This is a genomic window from Arthrobacter sp. 10T413_2, from assembly GCF_056394205.1.
In genome coordinates this window covers 1-15531 of sequence record NZ_JBFTHK010000100.1, presented here as the reverse complement: position 1 = coordinate 15531, position 15531 = coordinate 1, and the positions used below count along the sequence as shown (strand labels likewise).

Below are 15531 nucleotides of genomic sequence, written 5' to 3'. Positions count from 1 at the left end.
GCGTTACGGTGAAACGCATGGGACTGAAGGCKAGCGGCGGCAGTTATCCGACCGGGGTCCGGCGTCGCGAAAAGATCATCGACGTGGCGACGAAGATGTTCGGTGCGGACGGCTACTACGCGACCCCCATGTCGGCCATTGCGKAAGCCGTGGGCATCAGTGAGAGCGGCCTGGCCCACCACTTCCCGAGTAAGAACGTGCTGCTTCAGGCAGTGGCCGAGCGGCGCCTCATGGAGACTGCGTCTTGGTGGGAATCCCTGCCCGGCTCGGATTCCGGGCTGGACGCCCTCGACGAAATGGTGGAAGCCACCCGTCGCTTTACCGAGCAGCCGGGCCTGATTGAACTCTTCGTGCTGTCCATTTCAGAGGCGGCAGACACGCGCAGCCCCGCCCACGCCCGGCTTGCGGCGCAGTACGACGGCGTAGTGGCATCACTGGTTGCCCGGTGGCAGAAAGCCGTCGACAAGGGCGAGATTCGCCATGACGTGGATCTGGAGCTCGTAGCCAGGGAGTGCATAGCAGTCAGTGATGGACTGCAGGTTCAATGGGTCCTGTCCAACGGCAAAGTCGACATCGTCGCCGGCGTCGCCGAATTTTCCGAAAGCCTCAAGGAACGCCTCCGGGCTGTGTGATTCGTTKAGGCTGTGAAGTTGCCTAGTACGGGATTTGTGACGCTGTTCATGCACTTCCTGTGTTTGGGGGCGGACTGGGTCAGGCACGGACACTCTGGTGAAGCGGAACGCTGAAGGTCCGCTGGCCGCTTTCTGCCGCCAGAACGGTCCCGTTCGGCAATTCGACGCGGGCACGGGTTCCGGGCGGGAGCGAGACGTCGAGGACGAAGTCGCCGTCGACGATGCGCCATGCTGAGCACAGCAAGCCCTGAGGAGTGTGCAGTGATGCCTGTGGCCAGTCGAGTCCGCCGCCGGGGACAGGTGCGATCGTGACRTGACGGTAAGCCGCTTCGTCCGCCGTGGGGTGTTCGGAGAGCCKAATGCCTGCCACGTGCGTGTAGAGGAAKGACAGGACGGCGGCTTTGCTGTAATGGTTGAGCGAACCCCGGACCTCGCCTTGGGCGATGCCGTCCCACCACTCCCAGACCGTGGTGGCGCCGTTCTCGAGCATGCCGAGCCAGGAGGGGGTGCCCCTGGAGAGCAGGACGGCGTACGCTTCCTCGGCTTTGCCGTGATCGGCAAGGACGGGCAGCAGTTGCCCGGTGCTGAGGAACCCGGTACCCAGGCGTCCGCTGTTCTGCTCAATCAGCTCGGCAAGTCGGCCCGCGGCGGCCTCGCGGGCCCCGGCAGGGAACAATCCGAAGGCTAGACCGCGGGCATACTGGGCCTGGGTCTCGATCGAGAGGAGGCCGTGACCGGTGAGGAACTCGCGTTGCCACGCCTCGCGGGCTCCGGCCGCGACAGTGCTGTATTTTGCCTCAAGCTCTTTTTCGCCCAGCACCTTGGCTGAAGCGGCGAKGAGTGCGGCTGACCGGTGCAGGAACGYGGTCGCCACTATGCTGTGGTCGGTGGCGGGATTCGGAGCGGGAGGTACCCCCGGTTCGAGCCATTCTCCGAAGTGGAATCCGGAGTCCCAGAGGAACGTCTCCCAGGCGGCGGGGACGGGCCGGCGTTCTGCCCGGGCGGGGTGCCTGTTGGCCGCCGCGGAACGGGCGGCGTAGTCGACCCAGGCCTGCATTGAGGGCAGTTGGCGGTGCAGGATGCCCTCGTCGCCGTAGGCCCGCCACAGTTCCCAGGGGACGACGACGGCGGCGTCGCCCCATCCGGCCGACCCCGCCGAGAGGTCCTCGAAGAAGACACCCGAGGGTTTGTCGCCCGCGGGGTTGGGCGTGATGGTGGGAACCCGGCCATCGGCCCATTGATCGGCGGCGAGATCGGCGAGCCACTTGTCCGAGAACGCCTGGACGTCGTACAAAAGGGCTGCGGTGCCGACAAATACCTGCCAGTCGCCGGTGAACCCGGAGCGTTCCCGCTGAGGGCAGTCGGTGGGAATCTCACACGCGTTTCCCCGGAAGCTCCAGACCCCTGCCGTATGAAGCGCGTTGAGGGCGGCGTTACTGCAGGAGAACGACCCGGTCGGCAACAAATCCGTGTGCACGACGACGGCGCGGACGTCCTCGGGATCGAGGGGCCCCGGCAGGCCGTCGATTTGGACGTACCGGAAGCCGTGCGTCGTGTGCCGGKGCTCGAACGTTTCACCCGGGCGGCCGGAGGAGATGACTTCGTCAATCTGTCCCGCCGGCAGGAGGTCGCCGGTAGCGAAGATGAAGGACCGCAGGTTCTCCGTGGACACCAGGCCTGATCCGGCGAGCACTTCCCCGTGCGTCAGCACGAGGCGGGTGTCCCGCGGGCCCAATGACGTCAGGCGCACCCATCCGTTGAGGTTCTGCCCGAAATCGACGACGGCGGTGCCCGGCCGGGGCGACGACACGCCCACGGGCGGGACGGTGTCGATCCGGCGAACCGGCGCCGCGATTGCGGGGATCAGCCGCGAACCGTCGTCGTAGAGGGCACCGGTTCCAATGCTGACCGGTGACCACGGTCCATCGACGCCGTCGCCGCCGTCCAGCCGGCGGAAGTCGACGGACTKACCGTCMATMAGGTCAGCCCGAATGATGTGGCTCGGAGCCGAGCTCCAGGTGCCGTCCGACACGACATGGAACGCTTCCCCAGATCCGGAGGACCCCTTGAGGCCGAGTAGCAGGGCGGTTTCGGTGCCAAATCCATCGGCCCGGCGTCCGAAGCCGTGCCGTCCGCGGAACCATCCGTCGCTTAGAAGCACCTCGACGCGGTTGGTGCACCCGTGAAGGTAGCCGGCAACGTCCCATGTGAACACCTGCAGCCGCTTGCGGTAGGCGGTGAACCCGGGAACGAGTTCTTCGTCCCCAACCCTCCGGCCATTGAGGAAGACCTCGATGATGCCATGGGCTGTCGCAGCGAGAGTTGCCGCTGCCACGTCGGCGGGCAACTCGACATCGAGGCGCACAACATAMGCCGGCCGGGAACCGGGGCCCGGGTCGGCAGGTTCGCAGGGGCGGATCCATGCCGCGCCGTCCAGGAGCTCTGAGAACGCGGGTTCAGGATAGGAGTGCGGCATGGTTCAGCGGACCTTTACAAAGAGGATGGTGACGGCAGACAGCAGGGCGATCCCGCCGAGGATGCAGAAGAACGGGACGTAGGCGGCGGCTGACGTGAGCACGAGCACACCGAGCAGCGGCACCACAATGGCGGGCGCCGTCGTCGAGACCTGGTACACCGCCATGGCCTTGGCTGTTTGGGCAGAATCCGGGACGACCGAGGCAGCGATTGCCACGTCGACCGTTAGATAGAAAGCCAGGCCGATCGAGAACACGATGTACGCGACCAGAAATCCGTCCGCGCTCTGCAGTAGGGCGGCGATGAGGATGCCCGCGGCAGCGATCACCGCCGCCCCGACGACGAAGATCTTGCGGCGGTTCATCTTGTCCGACAGGAATCCGGCGGCAACCGTGAATATGAAGCCGATGGGGGTGGTGATCAAGGTGACGAATGTGTAGCGGGCCGTTGCTTCCTGAAGCGACAGACCGGTCACGTCAGTCAGGAAATAGGTGGAGTAGGTCTGGAGCCCGACCATGGCGATTCCAAACAGGAGCCGGCTGCTCCAGTTCCAGGCGAAGCTCGGGTGATGCAACGGGTTGATGAAAAAGCTCCCCGCGAACTCGCCGAAGGAGTAGCGGGGAGGCGGCGCCGCGTCAGCAGGAATKACATCAACTTTGGTAATCACCATCGACAGGCCCAGCACGAAGAGCACGGCAACGGCGGCCGGGGCGACCATCATGGTGACCGGATTTGCAACGTTTGCGCTGGCGAAGGCGATGCCGCCGAGGACCACGAGGCCCGTCACGACGCCGATCCCGGCGGACGTCCTGACGCGCAGGTGTTCGGGTATGAAGTCGGGCACCAGGGCCAGGAAGGCGGCGATGACCGCGCTGAAGCCAAGCTGTGATAGTGCCCAGCCTGCGGCGACCATGGCGACACTGGATGCAGTCCCGACGACGATGGCGCCGGCAAGCACGGTCAGCGACCCGCCGACGAGCCACGGGCGGCGTCGGCCGAACCGCCCTCGGGTGCGGTCAGACAGGCTGCCGAACAGCGGCAACATGACGACTGAAATCAGCGCGCCGATCAGTATGACCGTGGAGAGGCCCAACGCCTTGCCTGTCGGATCGACCCCGAAGATCCGAATGGAGAGGCTCACGATCGACGGCGTCAGGAACGCGAAGTAGATGGCGGCAGCCGTCAGGATCAGGGTCACAGCGAAAAGCCCGGGCCGCTTCAGGGTGAGCACGGGGTGCCCGGCTACAGGAGTCAAGGCAATAGCTGCCGGCGCGTCCGCGCCAATGCTGGTGGTCACAGGGACTCCTTTGTCTGTGTGGTTTCAGCCGGTTGCCAGACGGCGCCGACGGTCGCTGGGCTCTTTCGGCAAGAGCCTTAGCGAAAGTATGACATAAAAAACAAGGGATTCACGGTTTTTTCTACTGAGGTGATGGACCCGGCGACCGATACGGAACTGCGCGGCGGGCTGCTGTGAGTCCTGCCACCGCGGGGCCCTATTGGTGCGATGCCGTTAGTCCGTGACGGGTTGCTCGCCTAGAATTGGGGGAGATGTACGGACTTCGAAGCGCTTGATTTCGGGTTGCGTAGGAAACGAAACACGGAACAGAGCGGCTGCGATTGCGCCAGTGGTCAGCTCGCAACAGGAGGATTCCAGCATGGCTGAGCACAACGACGGAAACCGCGGCGGCAAAGCCCGCGACAACACTGGCGGGGCCCCCTACCGCGGCACGAGCAACTCGGGCGGCGATCCTCGCGGCTTCCGCGCCAGGGATGACCGTAAGCCGTATGGCGATCGTGCTCCGCGTGAGGGTGGAGAGCAGCGCAGCTATGGCGGCKGCKACCGCAAGCCCTATGGCGACCGTGCCCCACGTGAAGGCGGAGCGGGCCGTAGCTACGGCAGCAGTGACCGCAAGCCGTATGGTGACCGTGCTCCGCGTGAAGGCGGAGCGGGCCGCAGTTTCACTGGCGGCGACCGTAAGCCTTATGCCGCCGGCGGTGACCGTAAGCCGTATGGTGATCGTGCTCCGCGCGAGGGTGGCGAGCAGCGCAGCTATGGCGGCGGTGACCGCAAGCCTTATGCCAGCGGCGGCGACCGTAAGCCGTATGGTGATCGTGCTCCGCGTGAGGGTGGMGAGCAGCGCAGCTATGGCGGCGGTGACCGCAAGCCTTATACCGGCGGCGGCGACCGCAAGCCGTATGGCGATCGCGCCCCGCGTGAAGGCGGAACGGGCCGCAGCTACGGCGGCGGTGACCGTAAGCCGTACGGCGGCGGCGACCGCAAGCCGTATGGTGACCGTGCTCCGCGTGAAGGCGGAGCGGGCCGCAGTTTCGGCGGCGGCGATCGTGACCGCAAGCCGTATTCCGGTGGMGACAACCGCAAGCCCTTCGGCAACCGTGAAGACCGTCCGGCACGGAGCTTCGACCGCGGCGACTCGGGTCCGCGCCAGTACGGCCGTGACCGCCCCGAGGACCGTCCCGTGCGCGTACCGAACGCCGCCGATCTCCGCAGCGCCAACCGTCCCGACCGTGAGCGATCACCGCAGATCGACGAGGACGTCACGGGCAAGGAACTTGACCGCGCCACGCAGCACCAGATCAAGACCCTCGAAGGCACCAGCGCCGAATGGGTGGCCCGCCACCTGGTCATGGCGGGACGGCTCCTGGACGAGGAACCGGAACTTGCCTTCCAGCACKCCCTCGCAGCCAGCCGCCGTGGCGGCCGCCTTGCGTCCGTCCGCGAAGCTGTCGGCCTGACCGCCTACGCCGCCGGACACTATGGTGAAGCCCTGCGGGAATTCCGCACCTACCGGCGAATCAGCGGGTCCAACATGCACCTGCCGGTCATGGCCGACTGCGAGCGGGGCCTTGGCCGCCCGGACCGTGCCCTGGATATGGCCCGGTCCGAAGAAGCCAAGGACCTCGACGCCCCGGGCAAGGTGGAACTGGCTATCGTGGCCGCCGGTGCCCGCACCGACCTCGGACAGCTCGATGCAGYGGTATCCGAGCTGGAGATCGCGCAGTTGGACATCAACCGTGCCTTTTCCTACAGCCCTCGTCTGTTCCGTGCATACGCCGAAGCCCTGACGGCCGCCGGCCGCGCGGCTGAGGCCGCCAAGTGGCAGCGGCAGGCCGTCGTGGCCGAAAACGCACTGGGCCTCGGGGCGGAAGAGGAACCCGACATCATCGATCTCGGCTGGGACGAGGAAGAAGAAGCGCGTGAGGAAGATCGCCAGCGCCGTCTCCGCGCCCAGGAAGCCCAGGAGGCCGCAGCCGCGCACGCCGGGGCCGACGAGCGCGCACCCCGGGCCGCCGGCGCCGCTGTTGCCGCGGAAGTCACGGGCGCCGCTGCGGCGGAGACCGCACTGAACCCGGTCGACGAAGGCTCCGACGACGCCGAATCCGGCTACTTCGAGTCCGACGACGCCGAGTCGGACCAGGATTCCCTCGAAGCCGACGTMCTCGATGAATCCGACGACGAAACCGATGAAGTAACCGACGAAGAGTCGGACTCCAACGCGGATCAGGAAGTCATCGAAGACTCCGAGACGGCCCAGCGCGAGCGGGTGGAGGACTAGTCGCATGACCGGATCGGCACTGATCTCCACCTTCGATGCTCTCCTTTCCGACCTCGACGGTGTGGTCTATGCAGGACCCCACGCCATTCCCGGGGCGGTGGAGTMGCTGCGCCGGCTGGCCGGTGTCGGCGTCGGACTCGGCTACGTCACCAACAACGCGTCCCGCTCTCCCGCGCAGGTGGCGCAGCACCTGCGCGAGCTCGGCGCTCCCGCCGAGGACCACCAGGTGGTGAGCTCCTCACAAGCGGCGGCAGCCCTGCTGGCATCGCTGCTGCCGGCCGGAGMGCACGTGCTCATCACGGGCAGCGCCGCACTGGCCCAGGAGATCGAACTGGTGGGTCTGGTTCCCGTCCGCGTCGCGGCGGAAAACCCCGTCGCCGTCGTCCAGGGCTTTAGCCCGGACCTCGGGTGGAAGGATCTTGCCGAGGCGTCGTACGTCGTCGCCGGCGGAGCCCTGTGGGTGGCGACMAACACCGACATGTCCATTCCCCAGGCGCGCGGAATCGCGCCGGGTAACGGGACCCTCGTGGCGGCCGTGGCCGCCGCGACCGGCCAGACCCCGATCGTGGCCGGCAAACCCGAGGCGCCGTTGTTCCACACCGCCGCCAAGCGGCTGGCCGCCGACCGGCCGCTTGTCGTTGGTGACCGCCTGGACACCGACATCCTGGGCGGCAACAACGCCGGATTCGCCACCGTGGCTGTCCTGACCGGCSTGGACACCAAGGAATCGATCCTCGCCGCACGGTCCAGGGAGCGCCCCGATTTCCTCATCAATGACCTGACCGGCCTGTACGCTCCGTACCCTGCTGTGGAGCACGACGCCGGGCGGTTCCGCAGCGGCACCGCCTCGGCGATCGTCCGTGGCCAGTCCGTCCACATCACCGGCGACCCCGCTGACCTCGATTCATGGCGTGCCGCCTGTTCGGCCTGGTGGGCCGCGAACCCCGAGACGACCAGCGCGCTGGCGCCGGTCCTTGAGTGGCTCGATCACTAGACTGGACCCATGACCGAGCAGAACCAGCAGCCACACCCGGCGCCAAACGTGGAGCCTGACCAGGCGCCGCATGACGCGCCGGACCGCGATTCCGGGCCCGGAAAGGCACGTGACGCCGCTGAGGAGGCGCTGGCACTCGCGGCCGACATCGACTGGCCCGCGCTGCCGCCCCACCAAACACAGGGGCGGCAGGCGGAGGTCCAGGACGCGGCGGTCAGTGCCGTGCTGGACCGGCTCCCCGCCGTGCGGCTGACGCCGGTCTCCGAGCACGGCGAGGCCTATGCGGGTATGCACGATGCCCTGCTGGAGGCCCTGAACGAAGACGTGGCTTCCGACGCCGGCATGGCGCGCCGTATCCATGGCGCGGGGGACGGGGGATCGTGAGCCGGCTTGACCAGGCCCTCGTCAGCCGCRGGCTGGCGAGGTCCCGTACCCACGCCGCCCGCCTGATTTCCGAGGGCAAGGTGAGTTCCGGCGGCGAAGTCCTCGCCAAGGCCTCCCTGCAGATTCCGGAGGACGCCGCGCTGGATGTCGCTGCCTCCGCCGAGGAMGGGTACGTCAGCCGCGCAGGGCACAAACTGGCCGGCGCCCTGGACGCCTTTCCCGCCGTCGACGTCGCGGGCAAACGGTGCCTCGACGCCGGCGCGTCCACCGGCGGGTTCACCGATGTGCTGCTCCGGCGCGGGGCCGGCCACGTGGTGGCCGTCGACGTCGGGCACGGCCAACTGGTCCCGGAAATCCGGCACGACGCCCGGGTCTCCGTCCATGAAGGCCTCAACGTACGCTACATGACGCCCGCGGAGATCGGCGGACCGGTTGCCCTGACCGTGGCGGACMTGTCCTTCATCTCGCTGACCCTCGTGGTGGCGCCCCTGGGCGCMTGCACCGAACCCGGCGGCGACCTCGTCCTCATGGTCAAGCCGCAATTCGAGATAGGCAAGGATCGCCTGGGCCGGACCGGTGTGGTCACCTCGGAGCGGGAACGCCGGCTCGCCGTCGGCAAGGTGGCCGCCGCAGCGGTGGACGCGGGCTTGGACCTCAAAGGCCTCGCCCAAAGCCCGCTGCCGGGCCAGGACGGCAATGTCGAGTACTTCCTGTGGATAAAACGCGCGATGTCGGAAGTCCCGCCTAAGATCGAGGAGCGGGACGCAGCCGTTGCTGCGTTGCTCGGAACAATCTGGCCGAACCACTAGTACCACCAGAAGGCGGAACCCGATGAGCAGGCGTGTCCTCATCCTTGCCCACACAGGGCGCGAGGAGTCCCTCAAGGCTGCCTGGGAGGCGTGCGCCCAGCTGCATGGCTCCGGCCTGATCCCCGTGATGCAGAAGACCGAGCTCGGGGACATGGTCCGCTTCTTCGGCCGGCTCGACCACCCMGTCGAGGTCCTCCACGACCACGTGAAGCTGCCCGACGTCGAACTCGTCATGGTGCTGGGCGGGGACGGCACCATCCTCCGGGCCGCCGAGCTCGTCCGGGAAGTCGACGTCCCGCTGCTCGGTGTGAACCTCGGCCACGTGGGTTTCCTGGCCGAAAGCGAGCGGGCCGACCTCGCCCAGACCGTCGAATGGATCGCGAGCCGTGAGTACACGGTGGAGGAGCGGATGACGATCGACGTCCAGGTCTGGGTCCGTGGCCAGAAGATCTGGCACACGTGGGCCCTCAACGAGGCGGCGATCGAAAAGGGCAACCGGGAACGGATGCTCGAGGTGGTCACTGAAGTCGACGAACGCCCCCTGACCTCTTTCGGCTGCGACGGCGTCGTCCTGGCCACTCCCACCGGCTCCACGGCGTACGCGTTTTCCGCCGGCGGCCCCGTGGTGTGGCCCGAAGTCGAGGCCTTGCTKATCGTGCCCATCAGCGCCCATGCCCTTTTCGCCAAACCGCTTGTGGTCTCGCCCCGGTCCAGGCTCGCCGTCGAGATCCTGAACCGGACCGACGCTCAGGGCGTGCTTTGGTGCGACGGCCGCCGCTCCGTGGACCTGCCGCCCGGCGCGCGCGTCGAAGTGACCCGCTCCGCCACACCGGTGCGGCTGGCCAGGACGCACCAGACGCCCTTCTCCGGMAGGCTGGTCCGCAAATTCGAGCTCCCGATCCAGGGTTGGCGGGGCCCCATGCCTCAGGCGGAGGCCATCCACACCGGACCCGTCCCGATTATCCGCACACCCCGTCCCATGCCGCCGCTGCCCTCGCCGCGCCATGCAGGGGACGGCGACGCACCCGATCCATCGACTGCGAAGTGAACCATGCTTGAAGAACTGAGAATCCGCGACCTCGGTGTCATCACCGATGCCATCCTGCCGCTGGGCCCGGGCCTCAGCGTGGTGACCGGTGAAACCGGCGCCGGCAAGACCATGGTGGTCACCGCCGTCGGCCTGCTCCTCGGTGCCAGGTCCGACGCCGGCGCCGTTCGCAGCGGCGCGAAGAGCGCCTCCGCGGAGGCCGTGCTGAAGCTCGACGCCGGACACGCCGCCATCGCGCGGGCCCGCGAGGCGGGCGCCGAGATTGAGGAGTTCGACGGCGGCGCGGAGCTGCTGCTGGCCCGCAGCGTCGGCGCCGACGGCCGAAGCCGCGCATACGTGGGCGGACGCGCCGCGCCGGTCGGCGTGCTCGCCGAAATCGGCGAAACCCTTGTGGTGGTGCACGGGCAATCGGACCAGATCCGGCTCAAGAGCCCGGTGGCGCAACGCGGCGCTTTGGACAAGTTCGCCGGTGACGGCCTCGCCAAAACACTGGCTGCCTATCAGGAGCTTTACGCCCACTGGCACGCCAGCCAGGGTGAACTGGACGCCTTGCGCAGTGCCGCCCGGGAGCGACTCCGCGAGGCCGAGTCGCTGCAGGCAGCCCTCGCCGAGATCGACGGCGTCGACCCGCAGCCGGGGGAGGACGAGGCCCTGAAGGCAGAGGCCGTGAAGCTTGMCAACGTCGAGGAACTGCGGATTGCGGCCAGCACCGCCCACCAGGCGCTCATCGCCKAGGACTTCGGCGAAGACGCCGACGCCACCACCTTGGTGGATGCCGCCAAGCGCACCCTGGAGCACGTGGCCGAACACGACGAAGAGCTGGGCTCGGCCGCGGCACGCCTGGCAGAGGTCGGTTTCCTGCTMAACGACATCGCCACCGAGCTGGCCAGCTACCAGGCCGCCCTTGACACCGAGGGGCCGGAGCGGMTCGCCGAGATCGAGGACCGCCGGGCGGTGCTGGCCAAGCTGGTCCGGAAGTACGCGCCGAGCATCGACGAGGTGCTGGTCTGGGCMGAGMAGGCCCGCGCCCGGTACGACGAACTGCAGGACGACTCCACCCGGATCGAGGCGCTGGACGCCGAGGTCACCCGGGCCGAAGCCGGGCTCCGGAAGCAGGCCGGCGCGATCAGCAAGGCGCGCACCAAGGCCGCGAAGGACCTCTCTGCCCGGGTCAGCGCTGAGCTGACGGCGCTGGCCATGGCCGACGCCACCCTGGTCATCAATGTGGAACCAACAGAGCAACTGGGTCCCTTCGGCGCCGACGAGATCTCCTTCCTGCTCCAGCCGCACTCCGGGGCACCGGCCCGGCCGCTGGGCAAGGGGGCCTMGGGCGGTGAACTCTCCCGCGTCATGCTCGCCATCGAAGTGGTGCTGGCCGCTGTCGATCCCGTCCCGACGTTCGTCTTCGACGAGGTCGACGCCGGCGTGGGCGGCCGCGCCGCCGTCGAGATCGGGCGCCGGCTGGCGATGCTGGCCCGGCATGTCCAGGTCCTCGTGGTGACCCACCTGCCGCAGGTGGCCGCCTTCGCGAACCAGCACATCCGGGTCACGAAGACCTCCGTCCGGGGCGCCGACGGCGCCACCGCTACCGGCTTCACCTCGAGCGACGTGCAGCTGCTGGACGAGGGCGAGCGCGTCCGCGAGCTCGCMCGCATGCTCGCCGGCCAGGAGGACTCGGAATCGGCCCAGGCCCACGCCCAGGAGCTGCTGGACGACGCCAAGCTCCTCCCGCAGATCTGAGGGGCCGCCACTACCGCAGCAACGACCGCCGCTAGGACAACAATCACATCGGGATCCCCCCAAAGAACCCGTGGAAGGCCGAATTGATGATAAGCTCAAACCCCGTGGTGCAGCGATCAAACTCTCGTGTAAATTCCCGGTTTCCGGGCTCGTCCAAGACGACCAAACACATCTTCGYCACCGGTGGTGTAGCGTCCTCGCTCGGTAAGGGACTGACGGCTTCGAGYCTCGGCCACCTCCTGCGGGCTCGCGGTCTGTCTGTAACAATGCAAAAGCTCGATCCCTATCTGAACGTGGATCCGGGCACGATGAACCCCTTCCAGCACGGCGAAGTCTTCGTCACTGACGACGGCGCCGAAACKGACCTGGACATCGGCCACTACGAGCGCTTCCTCGATGAAAACCTMGAAGGCTCGGCCAACGTCACAACCGGCCAGGTCTACTCGACCGTCATCGCCAAGGAACGCCGCGGCGAATACCTCGGCGACACCGTCCAGGTCATCCCGCACATCACCGATGAGATCAAGCGGCGCATGCGGCTGCCGGCCGAGGGCAAGAACGCCCCGGACGTCATCATCACCGAAATCGGCGGAACCGTKGGCGACATCGAGTCCCAGCCGTTCCTAGAATCCGCCCGCCAGGTCCGCCAGGACATCGGGCGCAACAACGTGTTCTTCCTCCACGTATCGCTCGTGCCGTACATCGGCCCGTCCCAGGAGCTAAAGACCAAGCCGACGCAGCACTCCGTTGCCGCGCTGCGCTCCATCGGCATCCAGCCCGAAGCAATCGTGATCCGTTCGGACCGCGAGGTCCCGCAGCCGATGCGCGAGAAGATCGGCCGCATGTGCGACGTCGACATCGACGCCGTGATCGGTTGCCCGGACGCGCCCAGCATCTACGACATCCCCAAGACCCTGCACTCCCAGGGCCTGGACTCCTACATCGTCCGTGCCCTGGACCTGCCGTTCAAGGACGTGGACTGGACCAGCTGKGACAAGCTGCTCGACGCTGTCCACAACCCGAAGCACGAGGTTGAGATCGCGCTCGTCGGCAAGTACATCGACCTGCCGGACGCCTACCTGTCCGTCACGGAGGCCCTGCGCGCCGGCGGCTTCGCCAACGACAYCAAGGTCAAGATCCGCTGGGTCCCCTCGGACGAATGCGAAACCCGCGAGGGCGCCGTGCAGTCCCTCGCCGGCGTCGACGCCATCTGCGTGCCGGGCGGCTTCGGCATCCGCGGCCTCGAAGGCAAGCTGGGCGCCCTGAAGTATGCCCGCGAAACCAAGCTCCCGGTCCTGGGCCTGTGCCTGGGACTGCAGTGCATGGTGATCGAGTACGCCCGCAACGTGGTCGGCCTCGAAGGCGCATCCTMCTMGGAGTTCGAGCCTGACTCCAAGTACCCGGTCATCGCCACGATGGAAGAGCAGTTGGACATCGTTGACGGCAAGKGCGACCTCGGCGGCACCATGCGCCTGGGCCTCTACGAAGCCAAGCTCGATGAAGGCTCCGTTGTTGCCGAAACCTACGGCGCCACCACGGTCAGCGAACGGCACCGGCACCGCTACGAGGTCAACAACAAGTACCGTGATCAGATTGCCGCCAAGGGGCTCTCCTTCTCCGGTACGTCGCCCGACGGCAAGCTGGTCGAGTTCGTGGAACTTCCCCGCGACGTCCACCCGTACTACGTGGCCACGCAGGCACACCCCGAGCTCAGCTCCCGGCCCACACGCCCGCACCCGCTCTTCGCGGGCCTGGTCAAGGCCGCCCTGGATCACCAGCACGCCGCCGACGCTGTATCCACGGCCGGCGCCAGCGCCACGGCAGAAGCCCCGGCTACCGCCCCGGGTGATGCCCCGAAGCCCTCGTCGGCAGCAGTGTCCAAGTAATTTCCAACTGAATCAAAGGACGGCGCGATGCCCGGTATGTCTGAGACCCCCAATGCTGCACGGCAGGTTTCGGATGAACCGAGCCCGCGCCGTCTTTTGTCTTCCCACAAGGTGTACGAAGGCAGGATCTGGGACGTCGTCAGTGACAGTTTCCAGCTCAACGACGAMGGCGACACCCTGGTCCGGGACTACATCGACCATCCCGGTGCGGTAGCCGTTCTCCCGATGAACGACGCCGGCGATGTCCTGCTGCTCCGGCAGTACCGGCACCCCGTCGGCATGGATCTCTGGGAGATCCCCGCGGGGCTGCTCGACGTCGAAGGCGAGGACTTCGTCGTCGGCGCCGCCCGCGAGCTCGCCGAGGAGGCGGACCTCGTGGCGGACCGCTGGAACGTGCTGGCCGACTTCTTCAACTCCCCGGGGTCCTCCAGCKAGGCCATCCGCATCTACCTGGCCCGCGGCCTGAGGGACGTGCCGGGACACGAACKGCACGTCCGCACCGACGAGGAAGCCGAAATCGAACTGCACTGGACGCCGCTGGACGAGGCCGTTCAGGCAGTGCTGGACGGCCGCCTCCACAACCCGTCCGCCGTCGTCGGCGTCCTTGCCGCCGCCGCCGCCCGCGCCGACGACTTCGCAAGCCTCCGCCCGGCCGACGCGCCCTGGCCGGCCCATCCCAGCCAGCGCCGATGACCGACGCGCTGATCGCCGGCCCGCAGACGCTGGAACCGCCCGCCCCGGCGCCGACGGTTCGTCCGCAGACGGAGATTGACCGCGCCATCACTGACTACCTGCAGCACATGGGGGTGGAACGCGGACTGGCGGCGAACACCCTCGCCGCGTACCGGCGGGACCTTGCCCGGTACGCGAGCTACCTCGCCCGTTCGGGCCGCCAGCGACCGACGGACGTCACCCGGCATGATGTCACCGGCTTCGTCCAGGCCTTATCCGACGGGTCCGACGGAGGATCCTCCCTCGGCGTCCGGTCCGCGGCACGCACCGTCGTGGCAGTGCGCGGTCTCCACAAATTCTGGGCGCTGGAAGGCATCACGCCCACCGACCCGGCCAGCGACGTCCACCCGCCGATGCCCGGTAAGCGCCTGCCCAAGGCGATCAGCGTCGGGGAGGTCACGAGGATCCTCGAGGCCGTCGGCAMGGACACGGCCACCGGACTGCGTGACCGTGCCCTGCTCGAGTTCCTCTATTCCACCGGCGCCCGCATCAGCGAGGCCGTGGGCCTCGACGTCGACGACATCTCCCTGCACACCGCGCCCGGGGCCGGTGACAGCGAGGGTCCCGCGATAGTCAGGCTCTTCGGCAAGGGGTCCAAGGAACGTCTCGTCCCGCTGGGATCGTTCGGGGCACGAGCCCTCGACGCCTACCTCGTCCGCGGCCGGCCCCTGCTGGCCGCCAAGGGCAAGGGCACCCCGGCGCTGTTCCTGAACGCCCGCGKCGGCAGGATCAGCCGGCAAAGCGCTTGGACCATCCTGAAGTCGGCCGCGGACAAAGCCAACATMACCAAGGACGTGTCACCACACACCCTGCGGCACTCCTTCGCCACCCACCTTCTGGAGGGCGGTGCCGACGTCCGCGTGGTCCAGGAACTACTCGGGCACGCCTCGGTGACCACCACACAGGTCTACACCCAGGTGACGGCTGATACGCTGCGGGAGATCTACGCCGCCGCGCACCCGCGCGCCCTGGGGTAGGACGGCCGCCCGGACCAACTGCGGCGGGGAGACCCCAGCCACCGTGGCCGGGCGCTAATGTTGATCCATGAATTCGACAGCTGTCACTCTGTGCTTCCTGCTACGCGACGAAGCCGCCGGGACGCACGTMCTGCTCGGTACCAAGAAGACCGGGTTCGGCGTCGGAAAAATAGTGGGTCTCGGCGGCCATGTGGAACCGGGGGAGTCCGACGTGGAGGCTGCCTGCCGCGAAGTTTTCGAGGAGGCCGGAATCGTGGTCAGGGAGCACGATCTCGGCGT

Annotated in this window: 13 protein-coding genes; 11 read left to right on the top strand and 2 right to left on the bottom strand. The window is 67.7% G+C overall.

The genetic code is table 11. The features are described 5' to 3' along the window. The coding region (locus tag AC1DBQ_RS15255; RefSeq protein ID WP_476929310.1) for a TetR/AcrR family transcriptional regulator at nt 1–632 on the top strand (632 nt) is incomplete at its 5' end. 79 nt (nt 633–711) lie between these two features. Here AC1DBQ_RS15255 and AC1DBQ_RS15250 read toward each other — a convergent pair. Together AC1DBQ_RS15250 and AC1DBQ_RS15245 are read right to left on the bottom strand one after the other, a co-directional pair. Further along, complete coding sequence (locus tag AC1DBQ_RS15250) at nt 712–3108, bottom strand: family 78 glycoside hydrolase catalytic domain (RefSeq protein ID WP_476929309.1); 2397 nt, start codon at nt 3106–3108, stop codon at nt 712–714. Between the two features lie 3 nt (nt 3109–3111). Further along, nucleotides 3112–4404 carry an MFS transporter gene (locus AC1DBQ_RS15245; protein ID WP_476929308.1) on the bottom strand — a complete coding sequence of 431 codons (1293 nt, stop codon included), beginning with the start codon at nt 4402–4404 and terminating at the stop codon, nt 3112–3114. 358 nt (nt 4405–4762) lie between these two features. On the opposite strand from AC1DBQ_RS15245, the gene AC1DBQ_RS15240 reads away from it, so the two are divergent. From AC1DBQ_RS15240 to AC1DBQ_RS15195, 10 genes are all read left to right on the top strand, one after another. After that, on the top strand, nt 4763–6682 hold the full coding sequence (locus AC1DBQ_RS15240; RefSeq protein WP_476929307.1) for a hypothetical protein: 1920 nt from the start codon (nt 4763–4765) through the stop codon (nt 6680–6682). Between the two features lie 4 nt (nt 6683–6686). Beyond that, a complete protein-coding gene (locus tag AC1DBQ_RS15235; protein WP_476929306.1) occupies nt 6687–7676 on the top strand; it encodes an HAD-IIA family hydrolase in 990 nt (329 codons plus the stop codon). 9 nt (nt 7677–7685) lie between these two features. Then, a complete protein-coding gene (locus AC1DBQ_RS15230) occupies nt 7686–8060 on the top strand; it encodes a hypothetical protein (RefSeq protein ID WP_476929305.1) in 375 nt (124 codons plus the stop codon). Beyond that, nucleotides 8057–8869 carry a TlyA family RNA methyltransferase gene (locus tag AC1DBQ_RS15225; protein WP_476929304.1) on the top strand — a complete coding sequence of 271 codons (813 nt, stop codon included), beginning with the start codon at nt 8057–8059 and terminating at the stop codon, nt 8867–8869. Before AC1DBQ_RS15230 ends, AC1DBQ_RS15225 begins: the two co-directional genes overlap by 4 nt. 22 nt (nt 8870–8891) lie before the next feature. Beyond that, nucleotides 8892–9917, top strand: a complete 1026-nt coding sequence (locus tag AC1DBQ_RS15220; RefSeq protein ID WP_476929303.1) for an NAD kinase — start codon at nt 8892–8894, stop codon at nt 9915–9917. A 3-nt stretch (nt 9918–9920) separates the two neighbouring features. Beyond that, on the top strand, nt 9921–11657 hold the full coding sequence (gene recN, locus AC1DBQ_RS15215) for a DNA repair protein RecN (RefSeq protein ID WP_476929302.1): 1737 nt from the start codon (nt 9921–9923) through the stop codon (nt 11655–11657). Nucleotides 11658–11743: 86 nt separating this feature from the next. Then, nucleotides 11744–13543 carry a CTP synthase gene (locus tag AC1DBQ_RS15210; protein ID WP_476929301.1) on the top strand — a complete coding sequence of 600 codons (1800 nt, stop codon included), beginning with the start codon at nt 11744–11746 and terminating at the stop codon, nt 13541–13543. 27 nt (nt 13544–13570) lie between these two features. Further along, entirely contained in the window at nt 13571–14236 is a 666-nt protein-coding gene (locus AC1DBQ_RS15205; protein WP_476929300.1) for an NUDIX domain-containing protein, read from the top strand. Beyond that, nucleotides 14233–15252, top strand: a complete 1020-nt coding sequence (gene xerD / locus AC1DBQ_RS15200; protein ID WP_476929299.1) for a site-specific tyrosine recombinase XerD — start codon at nt 14233–14235, stop codon at nt 15250–15252. The genes AC1DBQ_RS15205 and xerD overlap by 4 nt, the downstream gene beginning before the upstream one ends. A 67-nt stretch (nt 15253–15319) precedes the next feature. Next, a partial coding sequence (locus tag AC1DBQ_RS15195) for an NUDIX domain-containing protein (protein ID WP_476929298.1) occupies nt 15320–15531 on the top strand: 212 nt, incomplete at its 3' end.

What these genes read in the sequence shown, in the direction of transcription:
- AC1DBQ_RS15230 (WP_476929305.1), top strand. Translation starts at nt 7,686, where the DNA reads ATGACCGAGCAGAACCAGCAGCCACACCCGGCGCCAAACGTGGAGCCT.